The sequence below is a fragment of the Amorphus sp. MBR-141 genome, from assembly GCF_053628695.1.
The window spans coordinates 42,501-68,739 of the sequence record NZ_JBRJGW010000006.1 but is presented as its reverse complement, the minus strand read 5'-3'; the positions used below and the strand labels follow the sequence as shown (position 1 = coordinate 68,739).

The following is a 26,239-nucleotide window of genomic DNA, read 5'->3' as shown; positions in this document are numbered from 1 at the left end:
TTTTTCGTTCCGCTGATCGGACGATCGCGAGCAGCCCTCCGTCGGCCAGGTGGCGCCACCTGATCCGAAGCGGCTGCATGGGGGGTGGGATGGCTGATCTGGAAAGCCTCGTTGCGGATCTCGACGGCGTGCCCATCGAGCGCAACCCGTCGCTGGTGAAGCAGAAGAGCCGTGACTTCTTCTGGTATTCGCCCGTCCTGAAGCGCCAGCTCGACCACGTCTCAGGCGACCTCGTCGCCACGCCCCGGACCGACGCGGACATTGCGCGCATCCTTGCCGCCTGCCATCGCCACGGCGTGCCGGTGACGGTGCGCGGCGCCGGCACGGGCAACTATGGCCAGGCGATGCCGCTTGCCGGCGGCCTGGTCCTCGACCTCGCCGGGATGTCCGACATCCGATCGGTCGGACCCGGGACCGTGACGACCGGGCCCGGCGCGATCCTGGCCGACATCGACCGCGTGACGCGGGCCGCGGCCGGGCTGGAGCTCCGGATGCATCCGTCGACCTACCGGACCGCGTCGATCGGCGGCTTCGTGGCGGGCGGCTCGGGTGGCGTCGGTTCCGTGCGCTGGGGCGGCCTGCGCGACCTCGGAAACATCGTCCGTCTTGACGTGATGACCATGGAGGCCGAGCCGCGGAAGCTCAGCCTCACGGGCGAGGAGATCCACAAGGTCAGCCATGCCTACGGCACCAACGGGGTCATCACCGAAGTCGAGATGCCGCTTGCCGCGGCCTGCGACTGGGTCGACGTGATCGTCGGCTTCGACGCCCTGATGCCGGCCGCCATCTTCGCGGACCAGGTCGCCCGCAGCGACGGGATCCTGACCAAGGAGGTCGGTGTCGTGGCGGCTCCCGCCGGCCATGCCTATTTCCTGCGCCACCAGCGCTTCATCGGCCGCGAGCAGTCCGTCGTCCTCCTGATGGTGGCGCCGTTCGCGGTGGCCGCGCTCGCGTCGCTGGTCGACCGGTCGCGCGGCAGCGTGCTCTACCGATCCGACCGCGCCAGCGCGGCCGACAGGGAGCAGCTTCCGCCGGTCTGCGAGCTGAGCTGGAACCACACCACGCTGCGGGCGCTGCGGGTCGAACCGGCGATGACCTATCTGCAGTCGCTCTATCCCTACCCGAACCACCTTTCCAAGGTCGCGGCGGTTGCCGACGCGTTCGGCGACGAAGTGACCACCCACCTGGAGTTCGTGCGCTTCGATGGCGTGATCACCTGCTTCGGTCTGCCGCTCGTCCGCTTCACCACCGAAGAGCGTCTCGACGAGATCGTGAAGATCCACGAGGACATGGGGTTTCCGGTGTTCAATCCGCACCGCTACACGCTGGAGGAAGGCGGGATGAAGCAGTCGGACGGTGTCCAGCTGGCCTTCAAGAAGGAGGCGGATCCGAGCGGTCTCCTCAACCCCGGCAAGATGGTCGCCTGGGAAGATCCGAACTTCGATCTCTCGGGCCGGCAGACCTACCTTTTCCCGGGGCTGTCGCGATGAGGATCGACCATCCGGGCACAGGTGGCCCGTGAACGTCCTCGTCGTTTATGCCCACCCCTGCGACGGAAGCTTCAACGCCGCCGTCCGCGACAGGCTCCTCGCCGGCCTCGTCGACGCCGGACACCAGGTGCGTGTCGCCGATCTCTACGCCGAAGGGTTCGATCCCGTCCTCGGCCCGGAGGAGCGGCGCGGCTATCACACGCCGGGCGAGAACGAAGCCCCGGTGGTGGGCGAACTCGAGCGGCTCAGATGGTGCGATGCGCTGGTGTTCGTCTATCCGACCTGGTGGTTTGGGCCGCCGGCGATCCTCAAGGGCTGGCTCGACCGGGTGTTTGTGCCGCACGCAACCTTCTCGATGCCGACGGAGACCGAGCGGCCGGCCGGCCAGCTGCGCAACATCGTGGAGATCGCGGTGGTGACGACCTGCGGTGCCACCTGGCTGACCTCGAAGTTCGTCGGCGAACCCGGCCGCCGGACGATCCTGCGCGGGATCGGCGGCCTGTGCGCGCCGGGCTGCCGGCGGCGCTATCTCGCGCTCTACCGGATGGACACGGTCTCGCTGGAGAGGCGAACGAAGTTCCTCGCGCGGGTGGCCGCATTCGCCCACCGCCTGGGGGCATGAGCAGACATGCCGCCCGCCGCACGGACCGTCGGGCGAGCGTCGTGGTGCGTGGTTCTGGGAAGACAACTGCAGCGCCGTGCGGAGACGTTGCCCGGCCACCTGCGGTCGATTACCGTTTTAACGATTCGTTTCCAGGCTCACCATTGTCATGGAGCCGTCATTCCGGTTTGGTAGAGACAAAGCACGATGGCATTCAGCTACCGAAAGACCGCGACGTTCCGACTCGCACAGGCGGCGAAAGCCCAGCGTGTGCGATCCGGCGGGCATTTGAGCCGGATCGGACTGCATCCGGGGCAGGAGTTCCTGCTCAAGGCGCTGTCCGACACCGATGGCCAGACCATGAGCGAACTCGCCGGGGTTCTGGGCGTCCAGCCGCCAACAGTCACCAAGATGATTAGCCGACTGGCGAGCCATGGCCTTGTCGAGCGGCAGAGCTCGGCAAGCGACGGTCGGCTGTCCCGGGTGTTCCTCACCGACGAAGGCCGCGCCCGCATTTCAGACGTGGACAAGGCCTGGAAGCGTCTCGAAAAGGAAGCGCTCGCGGGTCTCGACGACAAGGACCGCAAGCGGCTGCGGAAGCTGCTGCGGACCATCGAGAAGAACCTGGCTGCCGCCGGCGGCTTTGTCGACAGCCTCGACGAAGAGCCCGACGACGTCGACGAGCCGGCGACTGCCTGAGACCACTGGCTACGGACATACAGACCTGGTCGCACCCATCCGGGCGCGCGTGCACGGTTGCGAGCGGTTCGCAGGCGGAATTCTGGTGCTCGCCTTCCTCGTTTCCGCACCTGCCGAGGCGGGGTCCATGCACATCCGACATGCATCACCTGCGTTCACAGCGCTTTGGAAAGCGGGCGCCTGCGGATAGGCTCGCGCGGCGGATCTGACGCCCAGAGCATCTTCCGATCAGATGGGCTTCCCCCTGATCGACAGGAAATGGCTCTGGATTCAGTAACTTGAGCGCCTTGGTATCGTTCGGTCCTGCTCCGATCGGAACGGAAAGCGCTCTCGGATCGACCGCGATCGTGCAAGGCGAAAGCGCTTCATGTCGACCCCGTCCCTGTCCGACCTTTCGTCTCGCGACACGCTGCGCGGCATCCTCCTGATGACCGCCACCGCGGCCCTGTTCGCCTGCCTCGATACGACGGCAAAATATCTCGGCCAGTACATGCCGGCGGTCGAGGTTGCCTGGCTGCGCTTCGTCACCCACACGATCTTCGTCGTCATTCTGCTCAGGCTGTGGTCGCGCCCGTTCCATCTCAAGACCCGGCGTCCGCTGCTGCAGGTGCTGCGCGGCGCGTTCATGTTTTCCACCACGGCGCTCAACTTCGGTGCCCTGCAATATCTGCAGCTGACGGAAGCGGTGGCCATCATGTTCGCCACGCCGCTGCTGGTGACGGCGCTCGCCGGTCCGGTGCTTGGCGAGAAGGTGGGTGTCCGGCGCTGGTCGGCGGTGTCGGTCGGGTTCGTCGGCGTCCTGGTCATCACCCGGCCCGGCTTCCAGGACATCAGCATCGGGGTCATGCTGTCGCTCTGCGCGATGGTCTCCAATGCGTGTTACATCCTGCTGACGCGCCTTCTCGGAGCGACCGAAAGCTCGGAGACCATGATCTTCTATTCGGGTTTCGTCGGGACGATCGGGCTCGCCCCCGTGGCGCTGCCGGTGGCGGTGATGCCGTCGACCGTCTGGCTGGTGCCGCTGATCCTGCTCACCGGCGCGTTCGGCGGTTTCGGCCACTATCTGCTGATCCGCGCGCACCGCATCGCGCCGGCCTCGACGCTTGCCCCCTTCATCTACACCCAGATCGTCTGGATGAGCATCTCGGGCTATCTCGTGTTCAACGAGGTGCCGGGGATCTGGACCGTGGTCGGGACGTCGATCGTCGTCTGCTCCGGGCTCTACATTCTGCACCGCGAACACCGGCGCAGGGGTGGCGTCGCCAAGCCGCTGTGATATCGCACTCGTGCGCCTGCCGGCGCGCCAACCCGTCCGATCCCGTGCCTGGAGGCTGATTTGGCCAAGCCGACCATCCTGATGATGACCCCGATGCTTCCGGCCATCGTCGCCAAGCTCGAAGACCGTTTCGACGTCCTGTGGCTGCCTGGTGCGCCCGATCCGGAGGCCGTCATCGACCGGGCGGCGGACAGGGCGCGCGGGATCGGTATGTTTCCGACCGGCGCAGCCAGCGCCGGGCTGATGGACCGGCTCGGCAAGCTCGAGGTCATCGCGGTGGCGGGCGCGGGCTACGAGGGCGTCGACGTGCCAGCGGCCCGGACACGCGGCATCCTGGTGACCAACGCACCGGACGCGCTGACCCAGGAGGTCGCCGATGTGACGATGGGGCTCATCGTGATGACGGTCCGGCGGCTCGCCGCCGCCGACGCCTATCTGCGCGCCGGCAAGTGGGAAGCGAACGGGCCGATGCCGATCAGCCCCGGCAGTCTCGTTGGCGCAACCCTTGGCATCCTCGGCTACGGGCGCATCGGCCGTGCCGTGGCCCAGCGCGCAGAAGCCTTCGGCCTGAAGATCGCCTATCACGGCCGCACCCGGCAGACAGGCGTCCCACACGCCTACTTCGACAGCCCGTCAGCCCTCGCGGAAGCCTCCGATATCCTGCTCGTCGCGACGCCGGGTGGGGCGGAGACGCGCCACATCGTCGACGCCGCCGTGCTGGCAAAGCTTGGCCCGAAGGGGTACCTCGTCAACGTCGGACGTGGCACCGCGGTCGACGAGGCGGCGCTGGTCGCCGCGCTGGAAGCCGGCACCATCGCCGGCGCCGGCCTCGATGTCTACGAGGACGAGCCGCGGGTCCATCCGGGCCTGATCGGCCGCGAGGACGTCGTGCTGCTGCCGCATCTGGCGTCCGGCTCGGTCCCGACGCGCACTGCCATGGGGCAGGTCATGCTCGACAACCTGGAAGCCTGGTTCGCCACCGGCCACGGGCTGTCGCCGATCCCGGAAATGGCGGCGGACTGAGGCTGGGGCCGTTTCTTGTCGATCGGGTGGATCCACCCGATCGGAAAGAGCTGCGGCTACCGGCGGGGCTCACCCGGCCGCGGCGGCAGCACGCCCGTCTCGAAGAAGCGGTTGATCCCGCCGACGCCGGCCGTCTTTTCCAGGAAGCCGAATGACCCGGCCTCGAAGATCTCGCGGGCCGCGTCGATCGCCATGGCGTAGGCGAACTGCGCGAGACCGGAGCCGAGGCTGACACGGCGCACCCCGAGAGCGGCGAGATCCGGGATCGAGAGCGGCGTGCTGCCAAGCCCGGCGAGCACGTTCACCGGGCGGTCGACCGACTGGATCACCGCTGCGATCTCGTCGCGGGTGGTGAGACCCGGGGCATAGAGGCAGTCGGCCCCGGCCTCCTGGTAGGCCTGCAGGCGGCGGATCGCGTCGGCCAGGGGGTCCGGCGTGCCCATCAGGAAACACTCCGCCCTGGCGGTGAGCACGAACGGCGCGCCGGCCGCGTCGATGGCTGCCCGGGCCGCCGCCACCCGCTCCGCCGCCTCCTCGACGGAGTAGAGCGGCCTCTCTTCGTCATAGGTGGCATCCTCGAGCGAACACCCCGCCGCGCCGGTGTCGATCACCCGGCGGACGGTGTCGGCAACGGCATCCGGATCAGCGCCATAGCCGGCTTCCATGTCGGCCGAAATCGGAAGCGACGTGGCGCCCGCGAATTCCGCCACGTGTGCCAGCGCCTCGTCGCGGGCGATCGAGCCGGTCCCGTCGGACCGTCCGAGGCTGTAGGCGAAGCCGGCGCTGGTGGTGGCCAGGGCGGAAAAGCCGATCGCTTCGAACATGCGCAGCGAACCGAGGTCCCAGGCGTTCGCCATCACGAACAGCGCGTCCTGCGCATGCAGCGCCTGAAAGCGCCGGGCCTTCTCATTCTCGATTTCCATCGCGGTGGTCCCTCGGCTATTGACGACCTCTGGCCCGTCCGGGGAGGTGGGCCGCCCGACGCTGCCTTCGACCGATCGCTGCCGCAAGGGCTTTCGGTGGAGCGGTCGGCGGGGCGGCCAAGAGGAGGAACGTCAATGCCGACACCGATCGCAGCCTTTCAGCGCATTGGCGAGGAAAATGCCTTCGCGGTGCTCGCCCGGGCGACGCAGCTTGCCAGCGAGGGCCGGTCGATCATCAATCTCGGTATCGGCCAGCCGGACTTCAAAACGCCGCCCCACATCGTCGAAGCCGCGGTTAAGGCGCTGCGCGACGGGCACCACGGCTATACCCCGTCGACCGGCATCTTGCCGTTGCGCGAGGCCGTGGCGGCGGATCTCCTGGCGCGGACCGGCGTCGAGCCGTCCGTCGACCGGATCGTCGTCGTTCCCGGTGGCAAGGTGACGATGTTCATGGCGATCCTGATGATGGGCGAGCCGGGCGTCGACATCCTCTATCCGGATCCCGGCTTTCCCATCTACCGCTCGATGATCGAGTTCACCGGTGCCCGGCCGGTTCCGATCCCGATCCGCGAGGAAAACGATTTCGCCTTCTCCGCTGCCGAGACGCTGTCGCTGATGACGCCGCAGACGCGGCTGGTGATCCTCAATTCGCCGGCCAATCCCACCGGCGGGGTGACGCCGCGCGCCGAGATCGATGCGCTGGTGGCGGGGCTTGCGGACTATCCCGACGCGGCGATCCTCTCCGACGAGATCTACGGCCGGATCCTGTACGGCGGGACCGAGCACGTGTCGCTGCTGTCCTACCCGGAGATCGCCGACCGGCTCATTCTTCTGGATGGCTGGTCAAAGACCTACGCCATGACCGGCTGGCGCCTCGGCTACGCGCTGTGGCCGGAGAGCCTGATCGATGCGGCCCGGAAGCTCGCCGTGAACGCCTGGTCGTGCGTTAACGCGGCCAGCCAGTATGCCGGGATCGCCGCCCTGACCGGTCCTCAGGACGCCGTCGACGCGATGGTCGCAGCCTTCGACCGGCGCCGGACGCTGGTGGTCGAGGGGCTCAACCGGCTGCCAGGCGTGTCCTGCCGGACCCCGACCGGCGCATTCTACGCCTTCCCGTCGATCAAGGAGACGGGGTTCAAGGCCAAACCGCTGGCGGGTCGCCTCCTGGAAACCGCAGGGGTCGCGCTGATCGGCGGCCCCGATTTCGGCATCCTCGGCGAGGGCTACATGCGGCTCTCCTATGCCGCCTCCGAGGCCGAGATCGAGCAGGCACTGGAGCGGATCGGGCATTTCCTCGCCACAAAGACTCCGTGAATGCCCCTTCGGATCGGACCCAGCGAGCGACGCAGATGACGGCTGAAGGAACGCTCGGCATGCGGCGCGTGTCGGATCTCCTGGAACGCCTCAACGAGTTCGACCCCGGGGGCGTCCGGCTGGCGCGCGGCCTGCACCTGGTCGCGGCGATTGCGCTCGGCATCGCGGTCGGCTACCTGCTCGCATCTCGCGGCGTGCCGTTCGTCGACCGCCTGCTCGGCGCCTGGGTGAGCCGCCATCTGCCGGCCTACGCGGACATGTTCTCCGCGCCGGCGCTGGGCTTCACCATGTCGGCAATCACGGCCGTCGTGGCGGCCCACATCGTCCTGCTCGTTCCGCCGGCCTCGCGGCGGGCAGAGTTCAGGGCCTCCCTGCAGATCGGCCTCGTCGCAGTCGGATACCTGCTGGTGATCGGGCTCGCGGCGCCCGGCTCCTGGGGCTATGGCGCGCTGCCCCTCCACATCATCTGGATCTGCGTCATCGGCGGCGGGCTCTACATCCGTCGCTATGGTGCCGCCGGAACGCGCATCGGCGTCGCGCTGATCATTCTCAGCCTGTTCGCCGTGCTGATCGATCCGTCGCGCGGCCTCGGCGTCTGGCTGCCGATCGCCGGCCTGTCCGGTGCGCTGGTGGGCTTCTTCGTGCGCTTCGCGACCTGGCGGCCGTCGGCGGTGCGGGTCTTCCGCGTCCAGAAGCAGCACTTTCTCGAGGCGATCGCGGACGGCCTCGCCGAGGTCTCCGCGGAGCTCAGCCAGGGCGAACGGCCTTTGTCGCGCATACGCTCCCTGCGCCGGCGCTGGTCGAGCGTCACGGGCGCCTACGAGGTTGCGAGCGCCGAGGCGCCGGGCCTCGCAGACAGTCATGCCCACGAGGTGGCAACCGCCTACCGCCTGCTGCTGGCCTGCGAATCGATCGCCGATGCACTCGCCGAAATCGGCGACGCCGCGCTGGCGACGCCGATCGTCACGGGCCGCATCCATGATGCGCTCACTGCGCTGTCGCAGCTGGTGGCGCGGGTCGCCCACGGGCAGCCCGCGCATGCCAGGGAGCTTTCGGCCGAGCTCGAGGGGGCCCGAAGTGATCTGATCGCCGACGCCGGGCTCGCCACCCCGGACAAGCTGCAGCTGATGCGCCTCCTGACCGGCGTCGTCCGCGTCGCGGCTTCGCTGGACACTGCAGGTGCCCGCATCGTGCCGGCGGAGGGGCCGGGGCCGGCGGCCGGATCCAACCACGCGGCGGTTTCGCTGGGCCAGCGGCTGCTGATCCAGGGGATCGTCGCGGCATCCATCACCACGGCTCTCAACTACGCGTTCCACTTCCAGCATGCCTACTGGGCGACGCTGACCGTTGCCCTGGTCCTGAACGGGACGGTCGGCGAGACCGTGAACCGCACGCTGCGACGTGCCGGAGGCACCGCGGTGGGCGTGCTTGCGGCGATTGCGCTGTCGCCGCTGATCGGACACGCCCCGGCGGTCGAACTCGGGCTGATCTTTCTCTGCGTGATGGGGGCGATCATGGTCATCGACATCCGCTACGACCTGGCGGCGGCGTTGATCGGCTTCACCGTGGTCACCGGGCTTCACATGCTCGAAGGGATCGGCCCCGCGGTGATGCTGGCGCGGGCCTACGAGACCTTTATCGGCGCGGCGGTGGCGCTGGCGGTCGCCTGGACGGTGGCCCCGTCGTTTGCCGGCGACCGGGTCGGCACCGAAGTCCGGACCTTTTTGACGCGGTGCAGCACGGTCTTCCGCATGGCGGCGGATCGGCCGGTGGTGGGGGTCGATCACACCGCCCCGCTGGAGGCCGAATCCAGCGCCATCCGGGCGGAGCTGCCGTCCCTCAAGGCGGAGCGGTGGCTCGGACGGGGCGGTGGCGCGGCGCTGAACGAGGTGACGATCCTGATGGAGGCGCTGGTGAGCTATCTCGGCCTGTTCGAGAGGGCGTCTGCCGTTGCCCTCAAGATCGATGTCAGCGCCGAGGCGAGAGAGGTCATGGCCGATCTCGACCGCGAGGTGGAGAAGGGCTTCGATGGCGTCTTCGTCGCGGAGATGGCGCCACCAGCGCTCGACGCGCTGATGGCGCGCTTCGCGAAGGTGGCCCCGCTCGACGGCTCGATTCCCACCGACGAGGCGTTCGCGCTGGTCGAGCGTTTCTACTACGGCCGCAAGATCGGCCAGACGCTGACCGAGTTCAAGACGGCCTGGGAGCGGACCTGACGCGTCAGGCGGCCGCGGGGCGGGCCGTGAGCATCATGTAGTTCACGTCGATGTCGGCCGAGCGGTCCCAGCGGTCGCGCAGCGGGTCGAAGACCACCCCGGTCGTTTCCAGGACCGACAGCCCGGCGTCGGCGATGGCCGCCTCGAGCTCGGCGGGTTTGACCAGCCGTTCGTACTGGTGGGTGCCGCGCGGCAGCCAGCCGAGGATGTACTCCGCCCCGACGATGGCCAGCGCATAGGCCTTCGGGGTCCGGTTGATGGTGGCAAGCAGCAGCAGTCCACCGGGCTTCACCATGCGCGCGCAGGCGGAGACGAACAGCGGCACGTCGGCGACGTGCTCGACGATCTCCATCGCGAGAACCACGTCGAAGGTCTCGCCGGCGTCGGCCAGCGCCTCCGCGGTGGTCGCCCGGTAGTCCACCGTCACGCCCGAGCGCTCGGCATGGATGCGCGCAACCTCGATGTTGGTTTCCGCGGCATCAGCCCCGACCACATCGGCGCCGAGGCGGGCCATGGGCTCCGAGAGAAGCCCGCCGCCGCAGCCGATGTCCAGCAGCCGCAGGCCGTCCAGCGCCTTCGCGTCGTCGACCTCCCGGCCGAAATGGCGCGCGACCACCTCCTTGATGTAGGCGAGGCGAACCGGATTGAACTTGTGGAGGGGCCGGAACTTGCCGCGCGGGTTCCACCATTCTGCGGCGAGCGCGGAAAAGCGGTCGACCTCTCCCTGATCGATCGTACCCGTTGACATGGCCTGCGTTCCTTGCATCCGTCGGTCTTGCGGTCGTGACCGCTCGAGGGTGCTGCCACGTGCCGAGTTGCTGTGGCGACAGCACGGTGATATCTAGCCCGCCACTTCGGTCGGGAAACCCAGCGACGGGGATCCTTTCGCCCTTTTCACAAACGAATCGGTATTGGACCATGGCCCGACTGGTCATGAAGTTCGGCGGAACCTCCGTCGGCGACCTTGATCGCATCCGCAACGTGGCCTGTCACGTCAAACGCGAAGTCGACGCCGGCCACAAGGTCGCGGTCGTCGTCTCCGCGATGGCGGGAGAGACCAACAAGCTGGTCGAGTACTGCCGCGCGATCTCGCCGCTGCACGATGCGCGCGAGTATGACGCCATCGTTGCGTCCGGCGAGCAGGTCTCGACCGGGCTGCTTGCGCTCACTTTGCAGGCGATGGGCGTCGACGCCCGGTCGTGGCAGGGCTGGCAGGTGCCGGTGCTCACCGACGGCACGCATGGCGCCGCCCGGATCACCTCGATCGTCGGCGACAAGCTGATCGAGCGGATCGAGGGCGGTCAGGTTGCGGTGGTTGCCGGCTTTCAGGGGCTCGCGCCGGACGGGCGCATCGCCACGCTCGGGCGCGGCGGGTCCGACACCAGTGCGGTGGCGATCGCCGCCGGCATTCACGCCGACCGCTGCGACATCTACACCGACGTGGACGGCGTCTACACGACCGACCCGCGCATCGTGTCCGCCGCCCGCCGGCTTGACCGGGTCTCCTACGAGGAGATGCTGGAAATGGCCTCACTGGGCGCCAAGGTTCTGCAGGTGCGCTCGGTGGAACTGGCCATGATCCACGGCGTCCGGACGTTCGTTCGGTCGAGCTTCGACGATCCGGAGGCGATCCGGGCGAACGGCAACCAGCCCGTGGGCACCCTGATTTGCGACGAGGACGAGATCGTGGAACAGCAGATCGTAACCGGCATCGCCTATTCCAAGGACGAGGCGCAGATCTCGATCCGGCAGGTCGCCGACCGGCCGGGCGTGGCCGCTTCGGTGTTCGGCCCGATGGCGGCCGCCCACATCAACGTCGACATGATCGTCCAGAACATCAGCCCGGACGGGTCGACCACCGACATCACCTTCACGGTGCCCCAGAGCGAGTATGACCGCGCGCTGGCGGTGCTCGACAAGGCCAGCGGGGAGATCGGCTACACGGCCATCGAGGGCGCCACGGACGTGGTGAAGGTGTCGGTGATCGGCGTCGGGATGCGCAGCCACGCCGGCGTGGCCGCTGCCGCCTTCAAGGCGTTGTCCGAAAAGGGCATCAACATCCGGGCCATCTCCACATCGGAGATTAAGATTTCGGTGCTCATAGATGCGGCATACGCAGAACTTGCGGTGCGCGCGCTCCACTCTGTATATGGGCTGGACAAGACGACGACTGCCTGACGCTGGCTGGCCTCGATCGGAGGCTGGCCGTTTTGGCATGGCGTCGATCGGCGACCGAGGTTCCGGGGAGGCACTATGCGAGGCTCTCTCGCCGGTCCGCGCCTCCTACTCAGACGGCTCCGCGAAGTTATGGCGGAGCCAATCGATGCGCAGGAACGGCTCGACAAGATTGTCGTACTGATCGCCGCCAACATGGTGGCGGAGGTGTGCTCCGTCTATGTCCTTCGGGCCGACGGGGTGCTCGAACTGTACGCCACCGAAGGCCTGAACCGCGACGCCGTCCACCTGACGAGCCTGCGGATCGGCGAAGGCCTGGTCGGCCTGATCGCGGCGGAGGCGCGCGCGCTGAACCTTCCGAACGCGCGCAATCACCCGGCCTTCGCCTACAAGCCCGAGACCGGTGAAGAGATCTACAACGCCTTCCTCGGCGTGCCGATCCTGAGATCGGGCCGCACTCTCGGCGTGCTCGTGGTGCAGAACAAGGCCCACCGCAGCTATTACGAGGAAGAGGTCGAGGCGCTTCAGACGACCGCGATGGTGATCGCGGAGATGATCGCGGCCGGGGAGATCGAAGCGCTGGCCAAGCAGGGCCCGGCGCTCGATCTGCGCCGTCCGATCCATCTCGATGGCGCGGCGCTGTCGGAGGGCGTGGGCCTGGGCCATGCGGTCCTGCACGAACCCCGCGTCGTGGTCACGAACCTGATCGCCGAAGATGCGGACTTCGAGCTCACCCGTCTGGAAAGCGGCCTGCAGAAGGTGCGCTTTTCCCTCGACCAGATGCTGTCGCGCCGCGAGATCGCCCACCATGGCGAACACCGGGAGGTGCTCGAGGCCTACCTGATGGTGGCCCAGGACCGCGGCTGGGCGCGCAAGATGGAAGAGGCGATCCGCAACGGGCTCACGGCGGAGGCTGCCGTCGAGCGCGTCCAGTCGGACACCCGCGCCCGGATGCTGCGCTCGGTCGATCCCTATCTGCGGGACCGCCTGCACGATCTCGACGATCTTGCGAATCGGTTGATGCGCGAGATCGTCGGCCGTCCGCACGGCACCGATTCGTTCCCTCAGGACGCCATCCTGATCGCCCGCAACATGGGACCCGCGGAGCTTCTCGACTACGACCGCGAGCGCCTTCGCGGCCTGGTGCTGGAGGAGGGCGGGCCGACCAGCCATGCGACGATCATTGCCCGGGCGCTCGGCATTCCGGCGGTCGGTCAGGTCGCCGGCGCGGTCTCGATGGTCGAGGAGAAGGACGCGGTCATCGTCGACGGCGATTCCGGCGTCGTGCATTTCCGGCCGATGGCCGACATCGAGCGATCCTATGCGGAGAAGGTGCGGTTCCGGGCCCGTCGCCAGGTCCAGTACCGGCGCCTGCGCAACGCCCCGGCCACGACGCGCGACGGCCGGGAACTGACGCTGATGATCAATTCCGGCCTGCTCGTGGATCTGCCGCATCTGGACGAATCCGGGGCGGCGGGCATCGGGCTGTTCCGCACCGAGATCCTGTTCATGGTGGCGCACAGCCTGCCGCGGGTGCGCGAGCAGGAGGAGCTCTACCGGCGCATCTACGAGGCGGCGGGCGATCGCCCGGTGACGTTCCGCTCGCTCGACATCGGCGGCGACAAGGTGCTGCCCTATCTGCGCGCGGTCGACGAGGAGAACCCCGCGATGGGCTGGCGGGCGATCAGGCTCGGGCTCGACCGTCCGGGCCTTCTCCGCGTCCAGGTGCGTGCGCTGCTGCACGCTGCGGCCGGGCGCGAACTGCGCCTGATGTTCCCGCTCGTCTCGTCGGTGACCGAGTTCACGGCGGCGCGCGCGCTGGTCGACAAGGAGATCCGCCACCTGAAGCGGCACGGCCACGAGACGCCGGAGGCGATCAAGCTCGGCGTCATGCTGGAAGTCCCCTCGCTGCTGTTCGAGCTCGAGGAGATCCTGTCGGCGGTGGATTTCGTGTCGGTCGGCTCGAACGATCTCTTCCAGTTCATGATGGCGGCCGACCGGGGCAACACCCGCCTTTCCAAGCGCTTCGATCCGCTGTGCGTGTCGTTCCTGCGCGCGCTCAAGCGCATCGCCGACGAATGCGAGCGTGCGCACGTGCCGGTGACGGTGTGCGGCGAGCTTGCCGGCCGGCCGCTCGAGGCGCTGGCGCTGCTCGGTCTCGGCTACCAGCAGCTGTCGATGCCGCCGGCTGCTATCGGTCCGGTCAAGGCCATGGCGCGTGCCCTCGATGTCGGGCGGCTCAGGGCCCGGCTGCTGCCGCGCCTGGAGCCGGGCCGCTGGCCGGGCAACATGCGCACGTTCCTGGCGGCGTACGCCGAGGAGCACGATATACCGTTGTAGCGCCTGTCCCGTTCAAACGGCCGGCCCGGTCTGAACGGGACACGCCCCAAGTCCAGAGATGGCCCGCGTCCCGGATGCGCTCCGCTGCCGCCCGCCGTCCATCCATTCATCCATGAGGTCCGGACCCCAATCCATGTTCTCCCAGGAAAAGCTCGACTCCCTGGTCGATCGCTTCGAGATGCTGGAAAGCCGCATGGCGTCCGGCACCGATTCCGACACCTATGTGGACCTCTCCCGCGAATACGCGGAGCTGCAGCCGCTGGTCGCGAAGATCCGCGCCTACAAGGACGTCCGGTCCGAGCTCGACGACATCGAGGCGATGCTCGCCGACCGGTCGACGGACCGGGAGCTCCGGGCGATGGCGGACGGCGAGCGGCCCGGGCTGCTCGAGCGTCTCGAGGACCTCGCCCAGGAGATTCGCATCGGCCTGCTGCCGACCGACGTCGCCGACGAGAAGAGCGCGATCGTCGAAATTCGCGCCGGCACCGGTGGCCAGGAGGCGGCGCTGTTCGCCGGCGATCTGTTCCGCATGTACGAGCGCCTCGCCGACAAGCACAAATGGAAGATCGAGCTGCTGTCGGCGAGCGAGGGCGAGGCTGGCGGCTACAAGGAGATCATCTTCTCCGTCGCCGGCCGCGGCGTGTTCGCCCGGCTGAAGTTCGAATCCGGCGTGCACCGCGTGCAGCGCGTTCCGGCAACGGAATCGGGGGGACGGATCCACACCTCGGCTGCAACGGTTGCGGTGCTGCCCGAGGTCGAGCAGGTCGAGTTCGACATCCCGACCTCCGACCTTCGCATCGACACCATGCGGGCCTCGGGTGCCGGCGGGCAGCACGTGAACACCACCGATTCCGCCGTCCGGATAACCCATCTGCCCACCGGCATCGTGGTCACCTCCTCCGAGAAGTCGCAGCACCAGAACCGCGCACGCGCGATGCAGGTGCTGCGGGCGCGGCTTTACGAGGAGGAGCGCTCCAAACTCGACGCGGAACGGGCGGCGGCGCGCAAGGGACAGGTGGGCTCCGGCGACCGGTCCGAGCGGATCCGCACCTACAACTTCCCGCAGGGGCGGGTGACCGACCACCGCATCAACCTGACCCTCTACAAGCTCGACGAAATGCTGGCCGGCGAGGCGACCGACGAGATCATCGACGCGCTGATCACCGAGCACCAGGCCGCCCTGCTGGCCGAGCAGGATGGCTGACGCGCCGACCGTCGGAGGCGCCCTCGTTGCCGCCAGGACGCGGCTGCGCGAGGCAGGGGTGGCGACCGCGGCACTCGATGCGCGCCTGCTCCTTACCCATGTTCTCGACCTGACGCCGACCGGACTGATCGTCGCCGAGGTGTCGCCGATCGCGCCCGGCGACGCTGCCCGCATCGAGGCGGCGATCGTCCGCCGCGTCGCTGGCGAGCCCGTCGGACGGATCATCGGCCGGCGGTCGTTCTTCGGTCTCGAGCTGGCGCTCTCCCCCGAGACGCTCGAACCCCGACCGGACACGGAAACGCTCGTCCAGGCGGTGCTCGACTGGGCAGGTGAGCGGGACCGGCCGCTGACCATCGTCGACGTGGGAACGGGGACCGGTGCGATCCTGCTCGCGCTTCTGGCCGCGCTGCCCAACGCAATCGGCCTGGGGACCGACATCAGCCCGGGCGCCGTGGCAACCGCGGTGCGCAATGCGCACGGCACCGGCGTTGCCGACCGCGCGCGCTTCGCCGTGTGCGATGCGGCGTCGGCTGCGCACGGCCCTGTGGACGTGCTGGTGTCGAACCCTCCCTACATCCCGTCCCGCGACATTGCGGGCCTCCATCGGGAGGTGCGTGAGCACGATCCGCGGATGGCGCTCGACGGCGGACCGGATGGTCTTGCCTTCTACCGGAGCCTGGCCGACGCCGCATCCGGCCTGGTTTCACCGGCCGGCGCGGTGATGGTGGAATTCGGGATCGGACAGGCCGAATCAGTCGCCGACATCTTTCGCGCGGCGCATCTGGGGCGGCTGGAGATCCTCCCCGACCTTGAAGCCCGGCCCCGCGTTCTTCGGGCCGAGTGGCAATGAGGCGACAATATGCGCATCGAGGCGCTTTTAGCGTCAGGCCAAGGGAAATTTACTCTTGGAAATCGCTAAGGAAATCGCTACGTTCCGGGTGCCGACGGGGTTACGGGCAACCCTCACCACACTTGGTGACTTTTAAGTGGATGCCCAACCGGTGCGATTGCACACGTGCAATTGAATCGAGACCTTGCGCCCAAGAGGAGGCCGCTGACCACCGCGTCATTCTCGACTGCCTTCGCCTGACGATCTCCGCTCTTCGGAAGTCGTCACTGCGAAGTCGCAGTCTCGGGACGATTGTGGGATTCGGTTAGAGCATCCCGCCCCCAGGAACGGACCTGCGAGCGGAAGGATGTTCGATCTCAAACTGCTGGAGCGAGCCAGCCCGCGGTCTGTCGACCCAGGGCCGTTCCGGTTTGCGGCCTGCCGAATGTCACGCGTGCGCGTCGGATGGCGGGACGTCTTTAAGGTGCTGGAGTACCGTTAAGTGGATCCGATCGATCCAGAGGGCTCTAGTCTGCGGCGCCGATGCCGGCTCTGGCGAGTTCGCCGGGTGACGGCCTACGTTATTCCGAACGAGAAACGATCGGATGCGACAAGGTAATCCTAACAAACGACTGCGCGGTCGGAACCGGAAGGGACCGAATCCGCTGACGAAGACGTTCGAGTCGAACGGACCCGATGTGAAGATCCGCGGGACCGCTCTCCACGTTGCCGAGAAGTATCTTCAGCTTTCCCGGGATGCCCAGGTTTCGGGCGATCGCGTGATGGGCGAGAACTATCTCCAGCATGCGGAACACTATTTCCGCATCCTGGCGGCGGCGCAGGGGCCCAATCAGCCGCAGCAGTCAAGCCAGCGTGACGAAGACCAGGGCGACGGCGACGAGCCGCAGCAGCAGTACGGTCAGCATCGCGGCGGGCAGAATGGAAACGGCCATTCGGACCTGGCGGCTGCGGACCAGCCAAGCGATTCCGGGTTCGAGCGTCATGGCGCAAACGGCCACGGCAATGGCAACGGCCCTCGGCCCGGCCGGGCCGAGATCGATGCCGACAGGTCGTCGGGCGACGACGGCGATACCGATCAGGCGACCGAGGCGTCCGCTTCCGGCAATCAGGGGGCTGAGGCCCCTGCCGCCGGCGACGAGACGCCGGAGGTGAAGCCGCGCCGTCGGGCGCGTGCGCCCCGCACCCCGCGTGGCCGCCCGCGTCGCGCCAGCGCCGATGCCGGCGAGGCCGCGGCGCCCCAGCCCGGCAACGAAACGGCTTCGTCCGACGCATAGAGAGGCACGGGGGCGGCGCGCTGCCCCCTTGCCGTTTCCGGGCGGCTCCGCGCAGTCCGGCTCGCCGGTCGACACCGCCGACATCCGACGCCTTTTCGCGGTCAGATCGATGCGATCGGACCGAAGAGGAATGGCGCGACGCTTCGAGGTCCCGAAGCCGAAGCTGCGTCCGATCCGGCGCCTGCAGTCGATCGGTCCAGTGAACCTGCACGACGTGGTCGGCGCCGGAGTGCGCCGGCCGACGTCTTTGCCGGTGGGTTCGCGCATGCTCGCAACGATTTCGCCGTGCCGTGTTGGCCGGCCGATCGGACGAGGCCGCGCGGCCCGGAACAGGCGCGCGCAACGCGCTCTATTTTCCCTTCTCCGACCTCTTTTGTTGCATTCCGGCCACACCATATGATGTGGCACGGTCGCCGCAACGGGGCCGTGTTTGTCTTGTCCGATCCCTCCGCGTCGCCCGTGGCTGCCGGAGCAATGATCGATCGCAAGGTGTCATGGCCGCCTCCGACGCTACCCTGAGGGGGGCGCAGGGGTTCGGTCGTGTGAAACGTGATGCCGGGCCTTGATGGACGGTGCGCACGAAGGAGAAGAGCCACATGGACTTCGAGAAATACAGCGATCGCGCGCGCGGCTTCCTGCAGTCGGCGCAGACCCTGGCGATGGGCCAGGGAAACCAGCAATTCACCCCCGAACACGTGCTCAAGGTTCTGCTCGATGACCCGGAGGGTCTGGCGGCAGGGCTGATCACGCGGGCTGGCGGCCGTGCCGATGACGCACTCCAGGCCGTCGACGCGGCGCTCGCCAAGCTGCCGAAGGTCGAGGGCACCGGTGCGGGCCAGCTCTACCTGGCGCGGGCGACGGCGAAGGTGTTCGAAGCCGCCGAAAAGCTCGCCAAGAAGGCAGGCGACTCCTACGTCACGGTGGAGCGCCTGCTGCTTGCGCTGGCCAGCGAGGGCGATGCCGAGTCGTCAAAGATCCTGAAGCAGGCCGGCGTCACCCCGCAGGCGCTGGAAGGCGCCATCGACAATCTGCGGAAGGGCCGCACGGCCGACACGGCCGGCGCCGAGGGGCAGTACGAGGCGCTTCGCCGCTACACCCGCGATCTGACGCAGGCTGCCCGCGACGGCAAGCTCGACCCGGTCATCGGCCGCGACGAGGAAATCCGCCGCACCATCCAGGTCCTGTCGCGGCGCACCAAGAACAATCCCGTGCTGATCGGCGAGCCCGGTGTCGGCAAGACGGCGATCGCCGAAGGTCTGGCCCTGAGGATCGTCAACGGCGACGTGCCGGAGAGCCTCAAGGGCAAGCAGCTCCTCGCCCTGGACATGGGCTCGCTGATCGCCGGCGCGAAGTATCGCGGCGAATTCGAGGAACGCCTGAAGGGCGTCCTGTCGGAAATCGAGTCGGCCGAAGGCGGCGTCGTGCTGTTCATCGACGAGATGCATACCCTGGTCGGCGCGGGCAAGGCGGACGGCGCGATGGACGCGTCGAACCTCCTCAAGCCGGCGCTCGCCCGTGGCGAGCTCCACTGCGTCGGCGCCACGACCCTCGACGAGTACCGCAAGCACGTGGAGAAGGACGCGGCCCTGGCCCGTCGCTTCCAGCCGGTGTTCGTCGACGAACCGACCGTGGAGGACACGATCTCGATCCTGCGCGGCCTCAAGGAGAAGTACGAGCTGCACCACGGCGTGCGCATTTCCGATGCGGCGATCGTCTCTGCGGCGACCCTGTCGAACCGCTACATCACCGACCGGTTCCTGCCCGACAAGGCGATCGACCTCGTTGACGAGGCGGCTGCGCGGCTGCGCATGCAGGTGGATTCCAAGCCCGAAGAGCTCGACGAACTCGACCGGCGCATCATCCAGCTGAAGATCGAGCGGGAAGCGCTGAAGAAGGAGAGCGACGAGGCCTCCAAGGACCGGCTGTCGAAGCTGGAGAAGGAACTGGTCGACCTCGAGGAGCGCTCGTCCGAGATGACCTCGCGCTGGCAGGCCGAGAAGGAGAAGCTGTCGAGCGCCCAGGACCTCAAGACCCAGCTCGACCACGCGCGCATCGACCTCGACAAGGCACAGCGGGACGGCAACCTCGCCCGTGCCGGCGAGATCGCCTACGGCGTCATCCCCGACCTCGAGCGCAAGCTTGCCGTCGTCGAGGAGAGCGAGGAAAAGGGCGACGTGATGGAAGAGGCGGTGACGTCCGATCACATCGCCCAGATCGTCTCGCGCTGGACGGGCATCCCCGTCGACCGGATGCTCGAGGGCGAGCGCGACAAGCTGCTGCGCATGGAGGATGCGCTGGAGCGCCGGGTCGTCGGCCAGGCCGAGGCGGTGCACGCCGTTTCCTCGGCCGTGCGGCGCGCCCGGGCGGGTCTCCAGGATCCGAACCGGCCGATCGGCTCGTTCATGTTCCTCGGCCCCACGGGCGTCGGCAAGACGGAGCTGACCAAGGCGCTTGCCGAGTTCCTCTTCGACGACGACACGGCGATGGTGCGCATCGACATGTCGGAGTTCATGGAGAAGCATGCGGTCTCCCGGCTGATCGGCGCGCCTCCGGGCTATGTCGGCTACGAGGAGGGCGGCGTGCTCACCGAGGCGGTGCGGCGGCGCCCGTACCAGGTGATCCTGTTCGACGAGATCGAGAAGGCACACCCAGACGTGTTCAACGTGCTGCTGCAGGTGCTCGACGACGGCCGCCTGACCGATGGCCAGGGCCGCACCGTCGACTTCCGCAACACGCTGATCGTCATGACCTCGAACATGGGCTCGGAATTTCTGGCGAACCAGCCCGACGACCAGGATGTCGACCAGGTGCGCGAACTCGTCATGACGGCGGTCCGCGGCCACTTCAGGCCGGAGTTCCTGAACCGGCTCGACGAGATCATCCTGTTCCACCGGCTCCGGCGCGACCAGATGGCCGCGATCGTCGACATCCAGCTCAAGCGTCTGCGCAAGCTGCTGGTCGACCGGAAGATCACCCTGGAGCTCGACGAGAACGCCAGGCTGTGGCTCGCCAACAAGGGTTACGACCCTGTCTATGGTGCCCGCCCGCTGAAGCGGGTGATCCAGAAGGAGGTGCAGGACCCGCTGGCCGAGAAGATCCTTCAGGGCGACATCCTCGACGGCGACACCGTCAAGGGGACGCCGGTCGGCGAACGCCTGGTGTTCGAGCCGGCACGGGCCGAAAGCGCCGCCGCCTGATGGCAGCGGCGTCGTCGGGTGCCCCTCGGGCGTCCGGCGGCTGCTCGGAAATGAAGGGCCGGAATCGACGTCAGTCGGTCCCGGCTTTCGTTTGGCCGAACGCCGGTTCGGTGGCGGCGTGCCGTCGCGGTGGTGACGATCGACCTCAGCGCGCCGGGAGAGATGGAATGCGACCGCGTTCGACGAGAAAGTCGAGCAGGGTGCGCACCCGCGCGGGGATCGGGCCGCCCTGGCCGAGATAGACTGCATGGAAGTCCTTGCGGTCCCCGGGATTGAACGCCTCCAGCACAGGTATCAGGCGGCCGGCCGCGATGTCCGTTTCGATCATGAACCGGGCAAGGCGGGCAAGCCCGGTTCCGGCGAGGGCCATGTGCCGGAGGCCCTCGCCGTCGTTGGTCTGGGTGCGGCCGAGCGTGGGCACCGCCACCCGCCGTCCTTCCACCACGAAGGGCCAGTGCTCCACCGACCGGGCGGTGCAAAGACCGATCGTGGTGTGTCGGGCGAGATCGTCCACCGCCGTCGGCGTACCCGCCTGTTCGAGATAGGCCGGTGACCCCACGACTGCCATCTGCGTGGCGCCGAGTTTGCGCGCGATCAGTCGACTGCTCTCGAGCGGTCCGGCGCGCACCGCGACGTCGACGTGCTCCCCCAGAAGATCGATCACCGTGTCGGTCAGGGTCAGGTCGACGCCGATTTCCGCATTGGCGCGAAGAAACTCAGGCAGGACGGGGATGAGCACGTGGGTCGCGTAGGCGGCGCTTGTGCTCAGGCGCACGGTTCCCGCCGAATTTTCTCCGCTGCCGGCCAACCGCTCCGCGTCATCGATGTCGGCGAGAATGCGCACGCAGCGCTCATAGAAGGCCGCGCCCTCCGCCGTGAGGCCAAGGCTGCGTGTCGTGCGGTTGATCAACCGCGTGCCGAGCCGGCCTTCCAGGCGCGCCACCAGCTTGCTCACCGCGGACGGGGTGAGCCGGCTCGCCCTGGCGGCGGCGGCAAATCCGCCCGCCTCGACCACCCGGACGAATATCAGCATTTCGGCGGACCGGTTCGTCTCTGCCATTTGATCCGTGAATTTCATTCATGAAAGAGATGCCTTCGTTCCCGCTAGTGCAGTTTGCGCCCGCCGTCCATCTCCCTGCTGAAACACGCAGCCAGGAGATGACACGATGGACTATCGACGATTGGGACGCTCCGGATTGATCGTTCCGGCCCTCAGCCTGGGGACCGGGACGTTCGGGGGAACCGGGCCGCTGTTCGGAAACTGGGGAACGACGGACGCGGGCGAGGCCCGACGCCTCGTCGACATCTGCCTCGAGAAGGGGGTCAACCTGTTTGACAGCGCCGATGTCTACTCCGAGGGCGCGTCGGAGACGGTTCTCGGGGCGGCGATCAAGGGACGGCGGGAGGACCTGCTGATCTCCACCAAGCTCGGGCTGCCGATGGGCGAGGGGCCGGGCCAGGCCGGCACGTCGCGGACCCGGCTTCTGGCCGCGACCGAAGATGCGCTGCGGCGCCTGGAGACCGATCGCATCGACCTGCTGCAACTGCACGCCTTCGATGCCGGGACACCCATCGAGGAGGTGCTTCGCGCCCTCGACGACCTCGTCCGCGCCGGCAAGGTCCGCTACGTCGGCGTGTCCAACTTCTCCGGCTGGCAGCTGATGAAATCGCTCGGCGTTGCCGATCGCGACCGCCTTCCCCGCTACGTCGCCCACCAGGTCTACTATTCGCTGGTCGGTCGGGACTACGAATGGGAGCTGATGCCGCTGGCCGCGGAAGAGGGCGTCGGCGCGCTCGTGTGGAGCCCGCTCGGCTGGGGGCGGCTCACCGGATCGGTGCGCCGCGGCGTGGCGCCCCCGTCGAGAAGCCGCCTGCATGCCACGGCCGACTTCGGGCCTCCGGTCGACGACGAAAGGCTCTATTCCATCGTCGACGTGCTCGACGAGCTGGCGGAGGAAACCGGCCGGACGATCCCGCAGATCGCCATCAACTGGCTCCTGCGCCGGCCGACGGTGGCGTCGGTGATCATCGGCGCACGCAACGAGCGCCAGCTGCGGGACAATCTCGGCGCTGTCGGCTGGTCCCTGACGCCCGACCAGATCGGACGGCTGGATGCGGCAAGCGCCGTCACCGCTGCCTATCCGTATTTTCCGTATCGCCGTCAGGAGGGGTTCGCCCGGCTCAATCCTCCGCTCGTCTGAGAGCGGCGACGGCGGGATCGGGACGCGTCGTCATCGATCAGGCGCGCCGCCTGGCCGATGGAGCGGCCCGCATCTCCGCGCTCGGGATCAGTTCTGGGCGATCCGGGCGTCTGCCGGGATCTCGCGGCGCACCAGCGTGTCGATGCGGGCGCGTTCCTTCTCGAAGGTATCGAGCTGCTCGCCGGCGAGCTCGCGGCCGCGCGGCAGGCGGATCCGCAACGGGTCCACCGGGCGGCCGTTCACGTGCACCTCGTAGTGCAGGTGCGGGCCGGTCGACAGGCCGGTGGAGCCGACGTAGCCGATCACCTGTCCCTGGCGGACGCGGCTGCCCTCCTTGAGGCCGTCGGCGAAGCCGGACTGATGGCCGTAACCGGTCTCGTAGCCGTTGGCGTGCTTGAGCAGGGTCCAGCGGCCGTAGCCGGACTTCCAGCCGATTTCCTCGATGGTGCCGTTCCCCGACGCGAAGATCGGCGTGCCGCGCGGCGCCGCCCAGTCGACGCCGTTGTGGGGGCGGCTGTAGCCGAGAATCGGATGCCGGCGGCCGCCGAAACCGGAGCGGAACACGCCGCGCGCCATGGGCTTGCGCATCAGGAACTTCTGCGCGCTCTTGCCGGTCTCGTCGTAGAAGTCGACCGATCCGTCGTCAGGCGTGCGGAACCGGTAGAAGCGCCGCTCGACGCCGCCGGCAACGAGCGAGGTGTACAGCACCTCCGGGGGCGCATCGTCGGTCTTGTCGTGGACGGCGTAGAACACCGTGAACTGGTCGCCGGGCCGCACCCGGCCGTTGAAGTCGACGTCGAACGAGTAGGTGCGCACCAGATCGTCGATCAGATCTTCCGGAATGTCGTGCTGAAGGGCCGTCTGGTACAGCGAATCGTACACGGTCGGGGCCTGGCCCTGGGGCGACGGCGTCGGGTTGATGGCGGCGACGTCGACGCTCGGCATCGCGTCTTCCGGCGCTTCCGCCGCGACGAACGTCTCGTCGTCGGTCATCGCCACGGTCGCCAGGTGCTTGGCGTCGTCGTAAAGGCTCACGCGCACGGGCCGTGCGCCGGCATTCTCATCGAAGCCGTAGCGGTCGATCTCCATGCGCACCGTCTGACCGGGCGACACGTCGTCGACCTTCCAGGCGGATTTGAAGACGCCGGCGATCGCCTCGATGCTCTCGGGCGGTGCGCCGTATTGGGAGAGGACGCTCGCCAGCGTGTCGCCCTTGGCGACGAGAGCGACGATTTCGTCGGAGGCGATGCCGGAGGCGGCGCCCTCCTCGTCGTGCTTCATCAGCTCGGAGACGTTTTCCGGGACGATGCTGATCGCCGCGTCGGTCATGCTGCGCGGATCGGCCAGGGCGAAATCGAACCGGTGGTCGGAGGCCAGCGAGGTGTTGGCGAATTCGACCGAGGCGGTTCCGTCGAACCACTGCTGTTCGCGCAGCTGGGCCTCGGCCTCTTCGGTGGAGACTTCGGCGCTCGGGGCCAGCGTCACACCGTCGCCGGTCGGGAAGTCGTTCTCGGTGATGGTGATCTCGCCGTCCACCTGGGCGTCGTAGATGGCGTCGGTCGTCACGCGGCTCGGGAAGACGGTGGTGTCGGAGAAGATCGACAGCGGATTGAACGGCGGGATGTCGTTGACGATCTCGCTCGATCGGGTGATCAGGCTGGCAGTGACCAGCGCGTAGGGCTGCATCTTGATGAGGTTGCGATCGCCCATCCGGGTGACCGTGCTGACCTCGACGATCTGCTTGTTGGAAATCTCTTCCGCGGCCGGAATGATGCGATCGCTCTTCGTCGCCGGGCCCGCCGCGATCGTGTTGGGCGCGATCTCGCCGACATGCGCGGAGGCGGGCAGCGTGATCGAATAGCGCCCGTCGAGGGCGCCGATCAGCGCGCCTCCCATCAGCACCGTAGAGGTGATGCCGGTGAGCACCGTCCCCGCCAGCCAGCGGATGCTGACCGACCGGCGGCCGAACGCCTCCGGCCCGCTCGGTCCTACGACGAGCGGCGGCTCCTCACCGAGATCGACGGCGGTTTCGATGGCTTGGGTGTGCCAGCCAACTCTCATTGTCGCTGCGTTGGGCCTCGGTTGCGGACGAATCGCTCAAACGCGCTCTCGCGGACGAATCCGGAAGGACACCAAAATCATCCCAGGTGGCAGAAAGATGACGAGCTGAAACAGTTCGTCAGAATAGGTGATCGAAACTGGCCCGCGGCCCGTCCCCTGTCAAGCAATTGAAGCCCTCATCGTGCCGACTTCGCTGCGGAAACGGGTCGCGATCGCGTTCCGCATCCGAAGGCGGCGGGACCACCGTCGCGTGGAGGCTCCTTGCGTGCCCACCCGTGAGGAGCTGCACGCGGGACGAGCTGCGTCCGGTTTGATGGAGGTCATGGGTTTGCCCTCATGAGAGCCGTAGCCTTGTCTACATCCGTTTCGTCTGCCGGAGATGCACATGGCCAAGATGATGAAAGCCGCCGTCGTTCACACGTTCGGCGCTCCCCTTGAGATAGAGGATGTCCCGGTCCCCGAGGTCGGCCCCGGCCAGATCCTCATGAAGGTGGTGGCATCCGGTGTGTGTCACACGGATCTGCACGCCGCCTCCGGCGACTGGCCGGTGAAGCCGTCGCCGCCCTTCATCCCCGGTCACGAAGGCGTCGGCTATGTCGCGGCGGTCGGGCAGGGGGTGACCCGGGTTCGGGAAGGCGATCGCATCGGAGTGCCCTGGCTGCACACCGCCTGTGGTCATTGCGAGCACTGCCGGACCGGCTGGGAAACGCTCTGTTACGATCAGCAGATGACCGGCTACACCGTGAATGGCGGCTTCGCCGAATACGTGCTCGCGGACCCGGACTACGTCGGCCAGCTCCCGGACAGCCTCGAGTTCGGCGCGGCCGCGCCGGTGCTGTGCGCCGGCGTCACCGTCTACAAGGGCTTCAAGGAGACAGATACCCAGCCGGGCGACTGGGTGGCGATCTCGGGCATCGGCGGGCTCGGTCACATGGCGGTGCAATACGCCAAGGCTATGGGACGCCATGTGGTCGCCATCGACGTGGCAGAGGACAAGCTCGCGCTCGCCCGGGAGATGGGGGCCGACGCCGTCGTCGATGCGCGGGCAGAGGACGCCGTGGCGCAGGTCCGCCAGATCACCGACGGCGGCGCCAAGGGCGTGCTCGTCACCGCGGTCTCCCGCGCGGCGTTCGCCCAGGCGCTCGCCATGGTCCGCCGCCATGGCACCATGTCGCTCGTCGGTCTCCCGCCCGGGGATTTCCCGATGCCCATCTTCGACGTGGTCCTCAACCGCATCACCGTGCGCGGCTCCATCGTCGGCACCCGTCAGGATCTGGTCGAGGCCCTGCAGTTCGCCGGCGAGGGCAAGGTCGCGAGCCACTTCAGCTGGGCCGCCCTCGACGACGTCAACGCCATCTTCGATCGCATGCGGCAGGGAGCGATCGACGGCCGGGT

At 68.0% G+C, this 26,239-nt stretch carries 19 protein-coding genes (1 of these 19 running past the window's edge); 15 read left to right on the top strand and 4 right to left on the bottom strand.

Annotation, left to right across the window (positions count from 1 at the left end):
- Positions 1-89: 89 nt before the first annotated feature.
- The 5 genes from ACSSVZ_RS09915 (at position 90) to ACSSVZ_RS09895 (ending at position 5,089) form a co-directional block, all read left to right on the top strand.
- Positions 90-1,490, top strand: a complete 1,401-nt coding sequence (locus ACSSVZ_RS09915; RefSeq protein ID WP_453969654.1) for an FAD-binding oxidoreductase — start codon at positions 90-92, stop codon at positions 1,488-1,490.
- Between the two features lie 28 nt (positions 1,491-1,518).
- Positions 1,519-2,112: an NAD(P)H-dependent oxidoreductase gene (locus ACSSVZ_RS09910; RefSeq protein ID WP_453969653.1), complete on the top strand. Its 594-nt coding sequence runs from the start codon at positions 1,519-1,521 to the stop codon at positions 2,110-2,112.
- 186 nt (positions 2,113-2,298) lie between these two features.
- Positions 2,299-2,790 (top strand): MarR family winged helix-turn-helix transcriptional regulator, encoded by a 492-nt coding sequence (locus ACSSVZ_RS09905; protein ID WP_453969652.1) that lies wholly within the window; start codon positions 2,299-2,301, stop codon positions 2,788-2,790.
- A 367-nt stretch (positions 2,791-3,157) separates the two neighbouring features.
- The gene (locus ACSSVZ_RS09900; protein WP_453969651.1) at positions 3,158-4,066 is read left to right on the top strand and encodes a DMT family transporter; all 909 of its coding nucleotides are present in this window, start codon (positions 3,158-3,160) and stop codon (positions 4,064-4,066) included.
- Between the two features lie 60 nt (positions 4,067-4,126).
- Positions 4,127-5,089, top strand: coding sequence for a 2-hydroxyacid dehydrogenase (locus ACSSVZ_RS09895; RefSeq protein ID WP_453969650.1), 963 nt, complete (start codon positions 4,127-4,129; stop codon positions 5,087-5,089).
- 56 nt (positions 5,090-5,145) lie between these two features.
- On the opposite strand, the gene ACSSVZ_RS09890 is transcribed toward ACSSVZ_RS09895, so the two are convergent.
- On the bottom strand, positions 5,146-6,012 hold the full coding sequence (locus tag ACSSVZ_RS09890; protein WP_453969649.1) for an isocitrate lyase/PEP mutase family protein: 867 nt from the start codon (positions 6,010-6,012) through the stop codon (positions 5,146-5,148).
- A gap of 135 nt (positions 6,013-6,147) precedes the next feature.
- Here ACSSVZ_RS09890 and ACSSVZ_RS09885 point away from each other — a divergent pair, with 135 nt between their 5' ends.
- Entirely contained in the window at positions 6,148-7,326 is a 1,179-nt protein-coding gene (locus tag ACSSVZ_RS09885) for a pyridoxal phosphate-dependent aminotransferase (protein WP_453969648.1), read from the top strand.
- Between the two features lie 35 nt (positions 7,327-7,361).
- Positions 7,362-9,542, top strand: a complete 2,181-nt coding sequence (locus tag ACSSVZ_RS09880) for an FUSC family protein (protein WP_453969647.1) — start codon at positions 7,362-7,364, stop codon at positions 9,540-9,542.
- Positions 9,543-9,546: 4 nt separating this feature from the next.
- Here ACSSVZ_RS09880 and ubiG read toward each other — a convergent pair whose 3' ends face one another.
- The gene (ubiG, locus tag ACSSVZ_RS09875; RefSeq protein ID WP_453969646.1) at positions 9,547-10,290 is read right to left on the bottom strand and encodes a bifunctional 2-polyprenyl-6-hydroxyphenol methylase/3-demethylubiquinol 3-O-methyltransferase UbiG; all 744 of its coding nucleotides are present in this window, start codon (positions 10,288-10,290) and stop codon (positions 9,547-9,549) included.
- 170 nt (positions 10,291-10,460) lie between these two features.
- On the opposite strand from ubiG, the gene ACSSVZ_RS09870 reads away from it, so the two are divergent.
- The 6 genes from ACSSVZ_RS09870 (at position 10,461) to clpB (ending at position 20,582) form a co-directional block, all read left to right on the top strand.
- Positions 10,461-11,720, top strand: a complete 1,260-nt coding sequence (locus tag ACSSVZ_RS09870) for an aspartate kinase (protein WP_453969645.1) — start codon at positions 10,461-10,463, stop codon at positions 11,718-11,720.
- A gap of 75 nt (positions 11,721-11,795) precedes the next feature.
- Positions 11,796-14,057: a phosphoenolpyruvate--protein phosphotransferase gene (gene ptsP, locus ACSSVZ_RS09865; protein WP_453969644.1), complete on the top strand. Its 2,262-nt coding sequence runs from the start codon at positions 11,796-11,798 to the stop codon at positions 14,055-14,057.
- Between the two features lie 133 nt (positions 14,058-14,190).
- Positions 14,191-15,261: a peptide chain release factor 1 gene (gene prfA, locus ACSSVZ_RS09860; RefSeq protein ID WP_453969643.1), complete on the top strand. Its 1,071-nt coding sequence runs from the start codon at positions 14,191-14,193 to the stop codon at positions 15,259-15,261.
- Complete coding sequence (prmC, locus tag ACSSVZ_RS09855; protein WP_453969642.1) at positions 15,254-16,111, top strand: peptide chain release factor N(5)-glutamine methyltransferase; 858 nt, start codon at positions 15,254-15,256, stop codon at positions 16,109-16,111. Before prfA ends, prmC begins: the two co-directional genes overlap by 8 nt.
- Positions 16,112-16,695: 584 nt before the next feature.
- Positions 16,696-17,385, top strand: a complete 690-nt coding sequence (locus tag ACSSVZ_RS09850) for a DUF4167 domain-containing protein (RefSeq protein WP_453969641.1) — start codon at positions 16,696-16,698, stop codon at positions 17,383-17,385.
- A gap of 596 nt (positions 17,386-17,981) precedes the next feature.
- Entirely contained in the window at positions 17,982-20,582 is a 2,601-nt protein-coding gene (gene clpB / locus ACSSVZ_RS09845) for an ATP-dependent chaperone ClpB (protein WP_453969640.1), read from the top strand.
- A gap of 145 nt (positions 20,583-20,727) precedes the next feature.
- On the opposite strand, the gene ACSSVZ_RS09840 is transcribed toward clpB, so the two are convergent.
- Positions 20,728-21,642 carry a LysR family transcriptional regulator gene (locus ACSSVZ_RS09840; RefSeq protein ID WP_453969639.1) on the bottom strand — a complete coding sequence of 305 codons (915 nt, stop codon included), beginning with the start codon at positions 21,640-21,642 and terminating at the stop codon, positions 20,728-20,730.
- A gap of 106 nt (positions 21,643-21,748) precedes the next feature.
- Here ACSSVZ_RS09840 and ACSSVZ_RS09835 point away from each other — a divergent pair, with 106 nt between their 5' ends.
- Positions 21,749-22,783, top strand: a complete 1,035-nt coding sequence (locus ACSSVZ_RS09835) for an aldo/keto reductase (RefSeq protein WP_453969638.1) — start codon at positions 21,749-21,751, stop codon at positions 22,781-22,783.
- Between the two features lie 87 nt (positions 22,784-22,870).
- Here the strand turns inward: ACSSVZ_RS09835 and ACSSVZ_RS09830 are convergent, their stop codons facing one another.
- Positions 22,871-24,844, bottom strand: coding sequence for a peptidoglycan DD-metalloendopeptidase family protein (locus ACSSVZ_RS09830; RefSeq protein ID WP_453969637.1), 1,974 nt, complete (start codon positions 24,842-24,844; stop codon positions 22,871-22,873).
- Between the two features lie 385 nt (positions 24,845-25,229).
- Here ACSSVZ_RS09830 and adhP point away from each other — a divergent pair, with 385 nt between their 5' ends.
- Positions 25,230-26,239: the 5' portion of an alcohol dehydrogenase AdhP gene (adhP, locus tag ACSSVZ_RS09825; protein ID WP_453969636.1), read on the top strand. It continues 22 nt past the right edge of the window; only the first 1,010 of its 1,032 coding nucleotides appear in the window; its start codon is at positions 25,230-25,232; its stop codon lies beyond the right edge, outside the window.

Coding starts and splice junctions, on each gene's coding strand:
- ACSSVZ_RS09915 (WP_453969654.1), top strand. CDS start 90: ATGGCTGATCTGGAAAGCCTCGTTGCGGATCTCGACGGCGTGCCCATC.
- ACSSVZ_RS09905 (WP_453969652.1), top strand. CDS start 2,299: ATGGCATTCAGCTACCGAAAGACCGCGACGTTCCGACTCGCACAGGCG.
- ACSSVZ_RS09900 (WP_453969651.1), top strand. CDS start 3,158: ATGTCGACCCCGTCCCTGTCCGACCTTTCGTCTCGCGACACGCTGCGC.
- ACSSVZ_RS09890 (WP_453969649.1), bottom strand. CDS start 6,012: ATGGAAATCGAGAATGAGAAGGCCCGGCGCTTTCAGGCGCTGCATGCG.
- ACSSVZ_RS09885 (WP_453969648.1), top strand. CDS start 6,148: ATGCCGACACCGATCGCAGCCTTTCAGCGCATTGGCGAGGAAAATGCC.
- ACSSVZ_RS09880 (WP_453969647.1), top strand. CDS start 7,362: ATGACGGCTGAAGGAACGCTCGGCATGCGGCGCGTGTCGGATCTCCTG.
- ubiG (WP_453969646.1), bottom strand. CDS start 10,290: ATGTCAACGGGTACGATCGATCAGGGAGAGGTCGACCGCTTTTCCGCG.
- ACSSVZ_RS09870 (WP_453969645.1), top strand. CDS start 10,461: ATGGCCCGACTGGTCATGAAGTTCGGCGGAACCTCCGTCGGCGACCTT.
- ptsP (WP_453969644.1), top strand. CDS start 11,796: ATGCGAGGCTCTCTCGCCGGTCCGCGCCTCCTACTCAGACGGCTCCGC.
- prfA (WP_453969643.1), top strand. CDS start 14,191: ATGTTCTCCCAGGAAAAGCTCGACTCCCTGGTCGATCGCTTCGAGATG.
- prmC (WP_453969642.1), top strand. CDS start 15,254: ATGGCTGACGCGCCGACCGTCGGAGGCGCCCTCGTTGCCGCCAGGACG.
- ACSSVZ_RS09850 (WP_453969641.1), top strand. CDS start 16,696: ATGCGACAAGGTAATCCTAACAAACGACTGCGCGGTCGGAACCGGAAG.
- clpB (WP_453969640.1), top strand. CDS start 17,982: ATGGACTTCGAGAAATACAGCGATCGCGCGCGCGGCTTCCTGCAGTCG.
- ACSSVZ_RS09840 (WP_453969639.1), bottom strand. CDS start 21,642: ATGGCAGAGACGAACCGGTCCGCCGAAATGCTGATATTCGTCCGGGTG.
- ACSSVZ_RS09835 (WP_453969638.1), top strand. CDS start 21,749: ATGGACTATCGACGATTGGGACGCTCCGGATTGATCGTTCCGGCCCTC.
- ACSSVZ_RS09830 (WP_453969637.1), bottom strand. CDS start 24,844: ATGAGAGTTGGCTGGCACACCCAAGCCATCGAAACCGCCGTCGATCTC.